This is a genomic window from Streptacidiphilus sp. PB12-B1b (assembly GCF_014084125.1).
Classification (GTDB): domain Bacteria; phylum Actinomycetota; class Actinomycetes; order Streptomycetales; family Streptomycetaceae; genus Streptacidiphilus.
Genome location: NZ_CP048405.1, coordinates 1,277,353 through 1,290,801, shown reverse-complemented (window position 1 = coordinate 1,290,801; position 13,449 = coordinate 1,277,353). Strand labels below are relative to the sequence as shown.

Genomic DNA, 13,449 nt, shown 5'->3' with positions numbered 1-13,449 from the left:
GGTCAGCCGGTGTAGGCGCCCAGGGCCTTGGCGAAGGCGTACTGCGTCTGGACGATGCTGCTGCAGCTCGGCGAGGCGTAGCTCTGGGCCCCGCCGGAGCACTCCTGGTCGCGGGCGGCGGACCACATGGACAGCCAGGCCAGGTGCTTGCCGGTGGCGAAGGCCGCCAGCTGGGTGGCGTCGGCGACGGTGAAGACCTCGTCGCTGGTGTCGTTGACGCCGATCATGGGGGTGACGGCGACGTGGGCCCACGCCTGCGCGTCGGTCCAGCCGAAGATGCTCTTGATCTGGGCCTCGGTGGCGGTGGCGGCGTCGATGGCGTAGGTGCCCATCTGGCCGCTGGGGTCGGGTGCGGCGGAGTCGCCGTAGTCCATGGCCATGATGTTGACGGCGGAGATGTCCACCCCGTTGGCTTTGGCGTCCTGGAGCAGGTCGGTGCCGGACTGGACCAGGCCGGAGGGCAGCACCGGCAGGGTGAAGGAGACGTCCAGGGTCCTGCCCTGGGTCTTGGCGGCGGCCTGGAGCTGGGCGATGGCCTGATCGCGGCGGGTGATGCCGGCGGTGTCGCTCGCGGCGGCGCCCTCGACGTCGAAGTCGATCTTCGTCAGTCGATAGGCGGTGATGACCTGCTGGTAGGCGGCGGCCAGCGAGCTGACGGAGGTGCAGGACTCGGCCAGCTCGGTGCCGTTGGCCCCGCCGAAGGAGACCCGGACGTCGCCTCCGGCCGCCCGCAGCTCGTTCATCTGGCCGGGGTCGGGGGTGTCGGCGAGGGTGGAGACGCCGCCCCACTCGGGGGTGCAGCCGCTGCCGGCGGTGATGAAGGCGAGGTTGTCGTCCTTGGCGGCTCCGGCCTTGGCGGCGGCGGCCGTGTCGTAGGGCGGCCACAGGGAGGTGTCGACGTAGGGCGAGAAGGCCGCGTCGGCGCTGGTGCCCGAGCCGGTGCCGGTGGTCGGCGCGGCGGTGGGGGTCGGGCTGGTGGGCGCGCCGGTGGGGGTGGGGGTGCTGGTCGGCGTGGGCCGGGCGGTGGGTGTGGGGCTGGTGGGCGGCGGGGTGGAGGGCTGGCCGCTGGGGGTGGGCGCGGTGCCGGTGGAGCAGTCCGCGCCGTTGATGGTGCAGCCGGTGGGCGCGCCGGTGCCCTGGACGACGAAGCCCACGACGGCGTGCTGGTCGGTCGTCAAGGTGCTGTCCCAGGCGGCCGGGGTGACCGTGATCTTCTGTCCGCTGGCGGTGTAGGAGGCGTTCCACAGCGAGCTGATCTTCGCTCCGGAGGGCAGGTCGAACGTCAGCGACCAGCCGTTCACGGTGGAGCTGGTGGCGTTGCTGACGTCGTACTGGCCGCTGTAGCCGCTGCCCCAGTCGCTGGTGGTGGAGTAGACGGCGCCGACGGTGGCTGCTCCGGCGGAGGCCGCGAGGGCCACCACCGTGCCGCCGACCAGGGCGGCCGCGACGGCGGAGGCGCCGACGAGGGTGGCCCGGCGGGAGCGGCGGCGGCGTGAGCCCCGGGTGCTGCGGCTGTGTTCTGACGGCGTCATTCAGGTACCTCCATGGAGCAGGTCGGGGGCCGGACCGCGGGAGCCGCGCAGGGGGCTGGGCGTCCGTGGGACGCGCCCGCTCCGGCCGCCGCCGACGCTACCGGCCGCCCCGGGGCGGAAAGCGGCCGCTCAGACAGGGGTGTGGCTCCCTTACGGCGCCCTTAAGGATCAGGCCCCGCAACAGGTCCGCAACCGACGCCGCAACAGGCCGTCAGCGGACCAGCCGCACCCGGGGGGTGGCGCGGCGCCGGCCGCGCTCGCGCGGGGCGCGGGGGCCGGGCTCGGCCGCGGCGGTGTGCAGCACCAGCTGGATCTCGGTGCCGCCCAGCACCGAGCGGCCGACCGCGACCCCGCCACCGGTGGACTGCGCCACCCGCCGGACGATGTCCAGGCCGAGGCCGGTGGAGCCCTCGCCGCCGTGGCCGTGGCCGCGCAGCAGCGCGGAGTCGGCGTCGTCGATGCCCGGTCCGGCGTCGCTGACCAGGATGGTGACCGCCTCCGGCCGGGCGTGGACGTCCACGGTGAAGCCGGTGCCCTCGGGGGTGTGCCGGAAGATGTTGCCGAGCAGCGCGTCCAGGGCCGCGCCCAAATCGGCCGCGCCGACCGGGACGACGGCCGGACCGGCGTCCCCGACCAGCTGCCAGTGCCGGGCCTCGTCCTCGGCCAGGGCGGACCAGAAGCCGACCCGGTCCCGGATGACCTCGGCGGCGTCGCAGCTCAGCGGGGCGGGGGCGGTGGCGAAGCGGTCGTCCCGGCCGCGTGCGGTGCGGATGATCTGGTCGACCTCGCGTTCCAGCTGGGCGACGGCGTGCCGGGTCTGCTCGGCGGCGTCGCCGGTGCCCAGCGAGGCGGCGTTGAGCCGGAGCACGGTCAGCGGGGTGCGCAGCCGGTGCGAGAGGTCCGCGGCCAGCTCGCGTTCGGCGACGACCAGTTGCACCACCCGGTCGGCCATGGCGTTGAACGCGGCGGCGGCGTCGCGCAGTTCCGGCGGGGAGTCGTCGGCCTGCGGGACGCGCACCGCCAGGTCGCCCGCGCCCAGTGCCCGGGCGGCGCCGGCGAGGCGGCGGGCGGAGCCGACGATGCGGGTGCCCAGCCGGTCGGCGACCAGGACCGAGATCAGCACCAGCACCACGGCCACCCCGCTGAGCACCAGCCAGGCGGCGGCCACGCCCTGGTCCAGCTGGGCGTCGGGGATGAACACCTCCACCACCGCCACTCCCCCGCTGGCCACCGCGACCGGTTGCAGGTAGGCGTAGCCGCCGGGGACGGTGACGGTGCCGCTGCGGCCGTCGGCGGCGGCGCTGCTGATCTCGGCGGCGGTGCTGCGGGTGTCGCCGATGGTCACCAGGCCGGTGCGGGTGGGCACGTGGACGGCGGTCTCCCAGCCGGCGCCGCCGCCCTGGGCCTGCGGGCCGCTGCCCTGGAGGGTGGCGACGGCGCGTTGCAGGGCGTTCTGGTCGGTGGTGATGGCCAGCGCCGGGCCGAGGGCGGCGGCCTGGCGTTCGGCTCCGCTGAAGGCCCGGTCGCGGGCGGTCTCGCGGACCATCAGCCCGAGCGGGATGAGGAAGGCCAGCGCGACCATGGTGGTCACCGCGATGCAGACCTTGACCAGGGCCCATCTCACGGCGTGGGCTGCCCGTCGGCGGCTGCGGGCTCGGCGCTGTTGTGCGGCACGTCCAGCCGGACGCCGACGCCGCGCACGGTGTGCAGGTAGCGCGGCTGGGAGGCGGTCTCGCCGAGCTTGCGGCGCAGCCAGGAGAGGTGCACGTCGATGGTCTGGTCGGTGCCGTAGGGCTGCCGCCAGACCTCGGCCAGCAGCTCCCGGCGCGGGACGACCACGCCGGGCCGGGCGGCGAGGAAGGAGAGCAGGTCGAACTCGCGGCGGGTGAGGTCGAGGTCGGCGCCGTCCAGGGTGACCTCGCGGCGCTGCAGGTCGATGCAGAGCCCGCCGACCTGGAGCAGCTGCCCGCTGCCGGGGGCGGATCCGGCGCGGCGCAGCACGGCGGCCATCCGGGCGCTGAGGTGGTCCCCGGAGAAGGGCTTGACCAGGTAGTCGTCGGCACCGGCGTTGAGCAGCCGGACGATCTCGGCCTCGTCGTCCCGGGCGGTGGAGATGATCACCGGGACGTCGGTCAGGCCCCGGATCATCTTCAGCGCCTCGCTGCCGTCCAGGTCGGGCAGGCCGAGGTCGAGGATGACCACGTCGCAGCCGATCTGGGCGACCTCGCGCAGCGCCTCGAGGGCGGTGCCGACGCTGCGCACCGCGTGTCCCGCTCCCGAAAGATGACGTATCAGGGCGGATCGCACAAAGGGGTCGTCTTCGACCACCAGGACCGTTGCCATGGGGTGTGACGGTACGCCATTCGGGTGCCGGGCGGACAGCCGCGAGAGGCCATACTGGGCGGGTGCGAATGGGTCCGGTCCGGGCGGGAGCGTGGGCGGCGGCGACGGCGGCGGCCGTGTCCGTGGCCTGGCTCGGGGTGCACCGGGTGCTCGGGGACTCCTCGTACGAGCAGCCGCGGATGCTGGTGGCGGTGCAGGCCGCGGGCTCGCCGGCGGCGCCGCCGCTGCCGACCGCGATCGGTTCGGCCTCGGAGCGGGCGCAGCCGACGCCGGGCGCCTCGGCCACCGCGCAGGCGTCCCGGAGCCCGGCGCCCCGGCACAGCCCGGGCGGCGCGGGCGGCACCGGCAGCACCGGCGGTACCGGCGGTACCGGCGGTACCAGCAGCTCGGGCAGTAACAGCAGTTCGGGCGGTACCGGCGGGGCCGGGGTCTCCGACAGCGGGGACATCCAGAGCTACACCCGGCCGGGCGGCCGGATCGTGGTGGCGATGGGGGCGTCGTCGGCGAGCCTGGTCTCGGCCACCGCCGACACCGGCTGGTCCATGCACACCTGGACCGGCGACGACTGGCTGCGGGTGGACTTCGACCAGGGCACCGCCGACTCGATCTTCTACGTGACCTGGAACGGCCACGCCCCCATGGTGCAGACCTGGGGTCCGTGAGCCCGCACCGCGCGGCGGCTACAGCACCTTGCCCGGGTTGAGCAGGCCCAGCGGGTCGAACGCGGCCTTCACCCGGCGCTGCAACTCCAGCCCCAGCGGCCCGAGTTCGCGGGCCAGCCAGTCCTTCTTCAGCAGCCCGACGCCGTGTTCGCCGGTGATGGTGCCGCCGAGCTCCAGCCCCAGCGCCATGATCTCGTCGAAGGAGGCGCGGGCGCGGGCCGCCTCGTCCTGGTCGTCGGCGTCGAAGACCACCACCGGGTGGGTGTTGCCGTCGCCCGCGTGGCAGCAGGTGCCGATGGTCAGGTCGAAGCGCTCGGCGATCTCGGCGACGCCGCGCAGCATGGGCGCGAGCGCGCTGCGGGGCACGGCGACGTCGTCGACCATGGTGGTGCCGAGCGCGTCCATCGCGGTCAGCACCAGCCTGCGGGCCTGCAGCAGCAGGTCGGACTCGGCGCTGTCGGCGGCCGGGACGACCTCGGTGGCGCCCGCGGCCCGGCACAGGTCGGTGACGGCGGCGAGGTCGGTGGCCGGGTCGACGGTGTCGAAGGCGACCAGCAGCAGCGCCGCTGTGGAGTCCGGGAGACCCATCTTGGCAAGGGAGTTGACGGCCCGTACGGTCACCGTGTCCATCAGCTCCATCAGCGAGGGCGTGTGCCCGGACTCCATGATGGTGCAGACGGCGGCGCAGGCGGCGTCGGTGCTGGGGAACTCGGCGGCCAGCGCCAACTGCGGCGGCGGGGTGGGCCGCAGCGCCAGCACGGCCCGGACGACCACGCCCAGGCTGCCCTCGGAGCCGACGATCAGCCGGGTCAGGTCGTACCCGGCGACGCCCTTGGCGGTGCGCCGCCCGGTCCGCAGCAGTTCGCCGTCGGCGAGGACGACGTCCAGCCCGAGCACGTACTCGGCGGTGACGCCGTACTTGACGCAGCACAGGCCGCCGGAGCCGGTGCCGATGTTGCCGCCGATGGTGCAGCTCTCCCAACTCGACGGGTCGGGAAGGTAGCTGAGCCGGTACTTGGCGGCGGCCCGGGACAGCTCGGCGTTGATCACGCCCGGTTCGACCACCGCGGTGCGGTTGACCGGGTCGATCTCCAGGATGCGGTTCATCCGCACCAGCGAGAGCAGGATGCAGCCCTCCACGGCGTTGGCCGCGCCGGACAGCCCGGTGCGCGCGCCCTGCGGGACGACCGGCACCCGCAGCGCGGTCGCGGTCCGCATCACGTGCTGGACCTGCTCGACGGTGTCCGGGAAGACCAGCACCGCCGGGGCTCCGGCCTCGCAGAAGCCGGCCATGTCGTGCCGGTAGGCGTCGGTGACGTCCGGGTCGACGACCACCGCCCCCTCCGGCAGGCCCGCACGGAGCAGCTCCACCAGGCGCTGCGGCTCCGACGGCTCAGATCGCTCGCTCATCGTCTCGCTCCTCGTACGACTCTCCGGCCCGGGCGGCCGGGCGGACACGGCCCGGGTCCATCCAGCCACGCCGGGAGGGGCCCGTCCAGTCCTGCCCCGGGAGTCGCGGTACCGGGGCGGTACCGGGGGCGGCTACAGGTTGCCGCGCAGCTCCTGCTCGCGCTCGATGGCCTCGAACAGCGCCTTGAAGTTGCCCTTGCCGAAGCCCATCGAGCCGTGCCGCTCGATGAGTTCGAAGAAGACCGTGGGCCGGTCCTGGACCGGCTTGGTGAAGATCTGCAGCAGGTAGCCGTCCTCGTCCCGGTCGGCCAGGATCTTCAGCTCGCGCAGCCGGTCCAGCGGCACCCGGGTCTCGCCGACCCACTCGCCCAGCGTGTCGTAGTAGCTGTCCGGGGTGTCCAGGAACTGCACGCCGGCCGCGCGCATGTCCCGGACGGTGGCGACGATGTCGTTGGTGGCCAGGGCCAGGTGCTGCACGCCGGGGCCGCCGTAGAACTCCAGGTACTCGTCGATCTGCGACTTCTTCTTGGCCACGGCCGGCTCGTTCAGCGGGAACTTCACCTTGCGGGTGCCGTCCGCGACGACCTTGGACATCAGCGCGGAGTACTCGGTGGCGATGTCGTCGCCGACGAACTCCTTCATGTTGGTGAAGCCCATGACCCGGTTGTAGAACTCCACCCACTCGTTCATCCGGCCCAGCTCGACATTGCCCACGCAGTGGTCGACGGCCTGGAAGAAGCGGCGCGCCGGGGGCTCCACGATCGGGGTGCGGGCCGCGTAGCCGGGCAGGTACGGGCCGTCGTAGCCGCTGCGGTCGACCAGGGTGTGCCGGGTCTCGCCGTAGGTGGCGATGGCGGCGAGCACCACCGTGCCGTGCTCGTCCTTCAGCTCGTACGGCTCCTCCAGCGAGCGCGCGCCGTGCGCGACGGCGTAGGCGTGGGCCGCGTGCACGTCGGGGACCTCGATGGCCAGGTCGACCACGCCGTCGCCGTGCTCGGCGACGTGCCGCTCCAGGAACACGCCGCGCTCGGTCACCGGCTTGACCACCGAGGTGAAGACGAACCGGGCGCTGCCGGACTCCAGCACCCAGGACGCCGTCTCGCGCTCGCCGGTCTCCGGACCCGCGTACGCCACCAGCCGCATGCCGAACGCGGTCGAGTAGTAGTGGGCGGCCTGCTTGGCGTTGCCGACGGCGAAGACGATCGCGTCCATCCCCTTGACGGGAAATTCATCGGTCATGGCGTCCTCCGGTGGGTGAACTGCGGATGCGCGTACCGTCGCGCTGTTGGCACGGCTGCGCAACTGTGCCGCGAAACGCTGCGCATGCTGTACGGACGGCCCAGTGATCGGCGAGAATCACTGGACACACTGCCCAGTCAGGAGGCCCGGTGTCCGGAATCGACCAGCTGGACGGCGCGCTGCTCGCCATGCTCGCCGAGGATCCGCGCCCCGGCGTGCTGGAATGCTCCAGGCGGCTGGGGGTGGCGCGGGGGACGGTGCAGGCGCGGCTGGACCGGCTGCGGGCGCGCGGGGTGATCCGGGGCTTCGCGCCGGAGCTGGACCCGGGCGCGCTGGGCTACCCGGTGACGGCCTTCGCCACGCTGGAGATCTCCCAGGGGCAGGGCGCGGACGTCCGGGCGCACCTGGCGTCGGTGCCGGAGGTGCTGGAGCTGCACACCATCACCGGCATGGGCGACATGCTGTGCCGGATCGTCGCCCGCTCCAATGCCGACCTGCAGCGGGTGATCGACCTGGTGGTCGGCTTCGACGGGATCGTCCGCGCCTCCACCGCCATCGCCCTGGAGAACCCGGTGCCCTACCGGGTGCTGCCGCTGGTCGCGGAGGCCGCCGCGTCGGCTGCGGCGGCGGGCTGAACCGGCCGGGTCAGGAGCAGGACGGGACGGTGCCCGTGCCGGTCTGCAGCGCGTGCAGCGCGCTCAGCGCGTCCTGCAGGCTGGTCACCGGGACCAGCCGCAGCCCCTTGGGCAGGCCCGCCTCGGCGTCGCCGCACTCGGCCTGCGGGACCAGGAACACCGTCGCGCCGTCCCGCGCGGCCGCCTTGGTCTTCAGCGCCACCCCGCCGACCTGCGAGACCGCGCCCGAGCCGTCGATCTCGCCGGTGCCGGCGATGGTCGCGCCGTTGGTGAGGTCCCCGGCCGCGCCCGGCTTGCCGGTGCCGTTGCCGTCCAGCTCGTCGATGATCCCCAGGGTGAACAGCAGCCCGGCGCTGGGCCCGCCCACGCCGGCCAGGCTGAGCTGCACCTTGACCGTGGACGGGGACAGCTTGAGGTAGTCCAGCGCGGCCGTGGTGGCGGCGTCCTGCGAGTCGGTCATCTCCTGCTGGTTGACGGCGTTGACCTGCGCCACCGACTGCCCCGCCGGGTAGACCGCGTCCCGGGGCACCACCGCCTCGCTCGGGTCGGGCCAGGCCCGCAGCGCGGCCCCGATGGAGACGGAGTCCTGCGGCGGGGTGGCCGCGATCGTCACCATCCGCAGCTCGCCGCTGGTCTGCCGGAGCGGGTGCCCGGTGATGGTGATCACCTTCTGGCCGTCGTAGCCGCCGAGGGTGTTCACGGTGATCCCCGGGTACATGATCGTGAACGGCAGCGGCACGAACGCGGCGACGGCGACCAGCGCCGCGACCACGGCCGTGCACAGAGCGAGGATCAGCGGGCGGCGGGGAAGCGCAGACAGAGAGAACGACACACCCGGAATCCAAACACACCCGCCGCCGCGCGTGCCGGTCGGCTCGCGGAATCCGCGCCCGGTGCGGGCCCGGCGACCGGCCCGGCGGCAGGCGCGGGCGTGCGGTGCGGCCTCAGCGCAGCGCCTCGGCCACCTGCGCGGCGGCCTCGACCACCCTCGGGCCGACCCGCTCCGGGACCATCCCGCCCAGCAGCACCACGCCCACACTGCCCTCGATGCCGGTCAGCCCCGGCAGCGCCGCCGCCGCGCCCGAGGCGCCGGAGCGCTCGTCCGGGCCGCTGACGGTGAAGCCCGGGTCCGGCTGCCCGTCGGGCCGGTCGCCGTAGTGGCCGCCGTAGCGCAGGGCCCGGGCCGCCAGGATGGCGCGTCCGGCGGCGTTGTCGTCCAGCTGGTGCCGCAGCCCGGTCCGGTAGGCGACGTGGAAGTCGGTCCAGCTGGGCTCGGCCACGGCCACCACCAGCGCGTCCGCGCCGTCCACCAGGGTCAGGTGGGCGGTGGCGCCGAGGTCCTCGGCGAGGCCGCGCAGCGCGGGCAGCGCCGCCTCGCGCAGCAGCGGGTGCACCCGGTTGGCCAGCCGCAGCACGCCCAGCCCGACCCGGACCCGGCCGCCGAGGTCCCGGCGCACCAGCCCGTGCTGCTCCAGCGTGGCCAGCAGCCGGTAGACGACGGTCCGGTTCACCTCCAGCCGGGCGGCCAGCTCGGTGACGGTCAGGCCGCGCTCGGAGTCGGCGAGCAGCTTGAGCACCCGGACGCCCCGGTCCAGGGTCTGCGAGGTCTCGGCGGTCACGGCGCGCGTTCCCTTCCGCCGGTGGTGACTGTGGCGGGGACGCTAGCCAGGGAGTACCGCTCTGCGGAAGGGGCCGTCCAGAATTCGGTCACGATCGTTGCCAACGACCCGGACAAGACGGGGAAACCGGACAGAAGCAGCAGCGGAACCGTTACCGTTCCGCGTCCGGTTCCCCAGCCTGCTGTCAGGAAGCGCGGCCGGGCGGCGGGACCGGCCGGGCTTCCGGGCGGCGGCGGTCACGACACGCGGGTGGCCCACTCCTGGATCTTCTTGATCCGCGCCTGCAGCTGGCCCGCCGTGGCCTGCGCGGTCAGCGGCCCGCCGCAGACCCGGCGCAGCTCGTTGTGGATGGTGCCGTGCGGTTGGTTGGTGCGGTGGTGCCAGGCGCCGACCAGGCCGTTCAGCTCCTTGCGCAGTTCCTGCAGCTGCTTGTGGGTGACCACCGGGCGCTTCTCGGCGGGCAGCTCGATCAGGTCGGCCTCCTCGGCGGGCCTGGCCTTGCTGCGCTGGATCTGCCGGGTCTGCCGCCGCTGGAGCAGCATCTGCACCTGGTCGGGCTCCAGCAGGCCGGGGATGCCGAGGTACTCCTCCTCCTCCTCGGAGCCCGCGTGGGCCTGCATGCCGAACTCGTTGCCGTCGTACAGCACCCGGTCGAAGACCGCGTCCGACTCCAGTGCCTCCCAGGGCAGGTCGTCCATGCCGCCGTCGGCCTCGTCCTTGGTCTTCTCGGCCTCGGCGAGCAGCGCGTCCTCCTCGTCGAAGAGGCCGTCCTCCTTGGTCTTCTTGCGGTCCAGGACGTGGTCGCGCTGGATCTCCATCTCGTTGGCGAAGGTCAGCAGCGTGGGCACGGACGGCAGGAACACCGAGGCGGTCTCACCGCGCTTGCGGGCCCGGACGAAGCGGCCGACGGCCTGGGCGAAGAACAGCGGTGTGGAGATGGAGGTGGCGTACACGCCGACGGCCAGCCGGGGCACGTCCACGCCCTCGGAGACCATGCGCACGGCCACCATCCAGCGCTGGGTGCCCTCGGAGAAGTCGGAGATCCGCTGGGACGCCTCGGCCTCGTCGGACAGCACCAGCGTGACGCCCTCGCCGGTGATCTCCCGGATCATCTTGGCGTAGGCCCGGGCGACGTTCTGGTCGGTGGCGATGACCAGCCCGCCCGCGTCCGGGATGCCCTTGCGGACCTCGGTCAGCCGCCGGTCGGCGGCGCGCAGCACGTTCGGCATCCACTCGCCCTGCGGCGCGAGCGCGGTGCGCCACGCCTGGGCGACGGCGTCCTTGGTCATCGGCTCGCCGAGCCGGGCGGCGACCTCGTCCCCGGCCTTGGTGCGCCAGCGCATGTTGCCGCTGTACGACAGGAATATCACCGGCCGGACCACGTGGTCGGCCAAGGCATGGCCGTAGCCGTAGGTGTAGTCGGCGACGCTCTTGCGGATGCCGTCGTTGCCGGCCTCGTAGCTGACGAAGGGGATCGGGTTGGTGTCGGAGCGGAACGGCGTGCCGGTGAGCGCGAGCCGGCGGGTGGCCGGCTCGAACGCCTCGGCGCAGGCCTCGCCCCAGGACTTGGAGTCGCCGGCGTGGTGGATCTCGTCCATGATCACCAGGGTCTTGCGCTGCTCGACCCGGTTCCGGTGCAGCATCGGGTTGACCCCGACACCGGCGTAGGTGACGACGATGCCCTGGTAGTCGCGCGACAGCGGTCCGCTGCTGTAGCCCGGGTCCAGCCTGATCCCTATCCGCGCGGCGGCCTCGGCCCACTGCTTCTTCAGGTGCTCGGTCGGGGCGACCACGGTGATCTGCTGCACGACGTGGTTGTGCAGCAGGTACGACGCCAGCGTCAGCGCGAACGTGGTCTTCCCGGCGCCGGGGGTGGCGACCGCGAGGAAGTCCCGCGGCTGCTGCTCGACGTAGCGCTCCATCGCGGCCTGCTGCCAGGCGCGGAGCTTCCCGGCGGTGCCCCAGGGGGCCCGGCCGGGGAAGGCGGGGGACAGATGGTGGGAGGCGGCTGCGGTACTCACGGTCTCCGGGCTGGGTCGGCGGCAGGACAGGTGTCACAGACGGTCTTCGGACAACCCGCCCAGCCTACCGGCGGCGCCCGCCGCCGCGATGTCATCCGCGTGTCCGGCGGGCGGCAGCGCGCTCACCTGGGCCGGGGCCGGGCGCGGGAGCAGAGGACGGCGGCGGCCAGGGCGACGGCGGCCATGGTGGCGAAGACGGCGCCGAAGCCGCGCGGCGAGCCGGTGCCGAGGGCGGCGAACAGCGCCCCGGCCACGCCGGTCAGCAGCACGTTCCCGAGGGCGTCGCTGACCTGCAGCGAGGCGGAGTTCTCGCCGGTCTCCTCGGGCGCGGACAGCCCCAGCATCAGCACCCCGACCGAGGAGACGGTCATCCCCATGCCCGCGCCGCCGACCGCCCAGGCGCAGGCGACCACGTACGCCGGGACGGAGTGCAGCAGCGCCAGCCCGGCCCCGGCGATGGCCAGCCCCGACATCACCAGGCCGCAGCGGATCAGCAGGGCCCGGTGCCGGTCCGCGCCCGGGCGGCCCTGGATCCAGGAGCCCAGCGCCCAGCTGAGGCCGCCGCTGGTGAGCGAGAGCCCCGCCAGCGTCGGCGACAGGCCGCGCTGGGTGACCAGCATCAGCGGAATGAACGCCTCGGCGGCGAAGAAGCTCCCGGCGGCCATCCCGCGCAGCAGGATCACCGTCGGCAGGCCGCGCCCGGCGCGCAGGGTGCCGCGCGGCAGCAGCCGCAGCACGGCCGGGACGAGCAGCAGCAGCCCGGCGGCGGCCGGGAGCAGCGCCAGCGGGTCGAGCAGCTGCCCGGCGTACTCCAGCAGGCCCGCGCCGGCCGCGAGCGCGACCGCGAGCAGGATCCGGCGGCGGTCCAGCGCCCAGCTGCGCTCCCCGGCGTCCTCGGCCTGCAGCCGTCGCAGCTGCGGCAGCATCAGCACCACCGGCAGCAGCACCAGCACCGGGATGGACAGGAACACCCAGCGCCAGCCGAGGTGCTGGGTGACCGTGCCGGAGATCACCGGGCCGACGATCGAGGGCAGCACCCAGGAGGCGGAGAAGGCCGCGAAGACCGACGCCCGCAGCCGCTCCGGGTAGGCGCGGCCGACCACCACGTACAGGGCCACGATCAGCAGCCCGCCGCCGAGGCCCTGGACCGCCCGCCCGGCGACGAAGATCCCCATGGACTGCGCGGTCCCGGCGACGACCAGGCCCACGCCGAAGGTGCCGATGCCGGCCGCCAGCGGCCCGAGCGGGCCGCGCTTGTCGGCCCACTCGCCGGAGACGACCATCGCCAGCAGGCTGGCGGTGAAGTAGCCGGAGAAGGCGAAGGCGTACAGCCCCAGGCCGTGCAGGGCGCGGGCGGCGACCGGCATGGCGGTGTTGACGGCGGTGGCCTCGAAGGCGACCAGCAGCACGCAGGAGACGATGCCGAGGGTCAGCGCGCGGTAGCGGCCGCTGAGCACCCCGCCGGTGTCCGGGTCGGGGACGGCCGGCGGAACGGGTTCGGACGGCTTCGTCGAGCCGGGGGCTGGGGTGGTCACCGGAGCTATGGTAAGGCCCGCAGCTCGGTTTGACCCCTGTCCTGCGGCGGATGCCGCCTGGGCCGGACGGCGTAGGACCGGCGGGCCGCCGACGGCCGCTCGCACCCGCAATCAATTCACGGAAAGTATTGACGGCCGGGGGGCGTATTCGCGTACAGTGAATTCAACGGCCGGAGCGGCCGGGGAGAACTGCCGACGACAGGGGTGTTCCGATGGACAGGAAGGCCGAGCGCACCGCGCCGTACGCCGCCTGCGCCACCCCCTGTACCGGCGCGGCGTGTCGCTGTTCCGCCGCCTCCTGTCCGGCCTGTTGAGGGTCTGACACCCACCCCGCCCAACACCTGCGCGACCGTCCCGGTCGCCGCACGGCCGTGTGCCCGAGTGGTTCAGGGGACCGCCTGCAAAGCGGTTTACACCGGTTCGAATCCGGTCATGGCCTCCGAAGGAACAACC

Annotated in this window: 11 protein-coding genes and 1 tRNA gene; 3 read left to right on the top strand and 9 right to left on the bottom strand. The window is 73.8% G+C overall.

Features of this window, described 5'->3' with window-relative positions:
* Nucleotides 1-2: 2 nt before the first annotated feature.
* The 3 genes from GXW83_RS05895 to GXW83_RS05885 form a co-directional block, all read right to left on the bottom strand.
* Entirely contained in the window at nucleotides 3-1,532 is a 1,530-nt protein-coding gene (locus tag GXW83_RS05895) for a cellulose binding domain-containing protein (protein ID WP_182441836.1), read from the bottom strand.
* A 211-nt stretch (nucleotides 1,533-1,743) separates the two neighbouring features.
* Entirely contained in the window at nucleotides 1,744-3,156 is a 1,413-nt protein-coding gene (locus GXW83_RS05890) for a HAMP domain-containing sensor histidine kinase (RefSeq protein WP_182441835.1), read from the bottom strand.
* Nucleotides 3,153-3,875, bottom strand: coding sequence for a response regulator transcription factor (locus GXW83_RS05885; protein ID WP_182441834.1), 723 nt, complete (start codon nucleotides 3,873-3,875; stop codon nucleotides 3,153-3,155). Before GXW83_RS05885 ends, GXW83_RS05890 begins: the two co-directional genes overlap by 4 nt.
* A 62-nt stretch (nucleotides 3,876-3,937) precedes the next feature.
* Between GXW83_RS05885 and GXW83_RS05880 the strand changes: the two genes are divergently transcribed.
* Nucleotides 3,938-4,537, top strand: a complete 600-nt coding sequence (locus tag GXW83_RS05880; protein ID WP_182441833.1) for a hypothetical protein — start codon at nucleotides 3,938-3,940, stop codon at nucleotides 4,535-4,537.
* Nucleotides 4,538-4,555: 18 nt separating this feature from the next.
* Here the strand turns inward: GXW83_RS05880 and GXW83_RS05875 are convergent, their stop codons facing one another.
* Both GXW83_RS05875 and hppD read right to left on the bottom strand, forming a co-directional pair.
* On the bottom strand, nucleotides 4,556-5,947 hold the full coding sequence (locus tag GXW83_RS05875) for an FAD-binding oxidoreductase (RefSeq protein WP_182441832.1): 1,392 nt from the start codon (nucleotides 5,945-5,947) through the stop codon (nucleotides 4,556-4,558).
* 132 nt (nucleotides 5,948-6,079) lie between these two features.
* The gene (gene hppD / locus GXW83_RS05870; RefSeq protein ID WP_182441831.1) at nucleotides 6,080-7,186 is read right to left on the bottom strand and encodes a 4-hydroxyphenylpyruvate dioxygenase; all 1,107 of its coding nucleotides are present in this window, start codon (nucleotides 7,184-7,186) and stop codon (nucleotides 6,080-6,082) included.
* Between the two features lie 149 nt (nucleotides 7,187-7,335).
* Between hppD and GXW83_RS05865 the strand changes: the two genes are divergently transcribed.
* Nucleotides 7,336-7,821 (top strand): Lrp/AsnC family transcriptional regulator, encoded by a 486-nt coding sequence (locus tag GXW83_RS05865; RefSeq protein WP_225446780.1) that lies wholly within the window; start codon nucleotides 7,336-7,338, stop codon nucleotides 7,819-7,821.
* Between the two features lie 10 nt (nucleotides 7,822-7,831).
* On the opposite strand, the gene GXW83_RS05860 is transcribed toward GXW83_RS05865, so the two are convergent.
* The 4 genes from GXW83_RS05860 to GXW83_RS05845 form a co-directional block, all read right to left on the bottom strand.
* Nucleotides 7,832-8,653 (bottom strand): S16 family serine protease, encoded by an 822-nt coding sequence (locus GXW83_RS05860; protein WP_225446779.1) that lies wholly within the window; start codon nucleotides 8,651-8,653, stop codon nucleotides 7,832-7,834.
* 112 nt (nucleotides 8,654-8,765) lie between these two features.
* Entirely contained in the window at nucleotides 8,766-9,440 is a 675-nt protein-coding gene (locus GXW83_RS05855) for an IclR family transcriptional regulator (protein ID WP_182441830.1), read from the bottom strand.
* A 236-nt stretch (nucleotides 9,441-9,676) separates the two neighbouring features.
* The gene (locus GXW83_RS05850; protein WP_182441829.1) at nucleotides 9,677-11,461 is read right to left on the bottom strand and encodes a DEAD/DEAH box helicase; all 1,785 of its coding nucleotides are present in this window, start codon (nucleotides 11,459-11,461) and stop codon (nucleotides 9,677-9,679) included.
* A 122-nt stretch (nucleotides 11,462-11,583) separates the two neighbouring features.
* Nucleotides 11,584-12,996, bottom strand: coding sequence for an MFS transporter (locus GXW83_RS05845; RefSeq protein ID WP_182441828.1), 1,413 nt, complete (start codon nucleotides 12,994-12,996; stop codon nucleotides 11,584-11,586).
* 367 nt (nucleotides 12,997-13,363) lie between these two features.
* On the opposite strand from GXW83_RS05845, the gene GXW83_RS05840 reads away from it, so the two are divergent.
* A tRNA-Cys gene (locus GXW83_RS05840) sits at nucleotides 13,364-13,435 on the top strand.
* The last annotated feature ends 14 nt before the right edge of the window (nucleotides 13,436-13,449 follow it).

Bases quoted from the DNA above. Each gene is read 5' to 3' on its own strand.
- GXW83_RS05895 (WP_182441836.1), bottom strand. From the start codon at position 1,532: ATGACGCCGTCAGAACACAGCCGCAGCACCCGGGGCTCACGCCGCCGC.
- GXW83_RS05885 (WP_182441834.1), bottom strand. From the start codon at position 3,875: ATGGCAACGGTCCTGGTGGTCGAAGACGACCCCTTTGTGCGATCCGCC.
- GXW83_RS05875 (WP_182441832.1), bottom strand. From the start codon at position 5,947: ATGAGCGAGCGATCTGAGCCGTCGGAGCCGCAGCGCCTGGTGGAGCTG.
- hppD (WP_182441831.1), bottom strand. From the start codon at position 7,186: ATGACCGATGAATTTCCCGTCAAGGGGATGGACGCGATCGTCTTCGCC.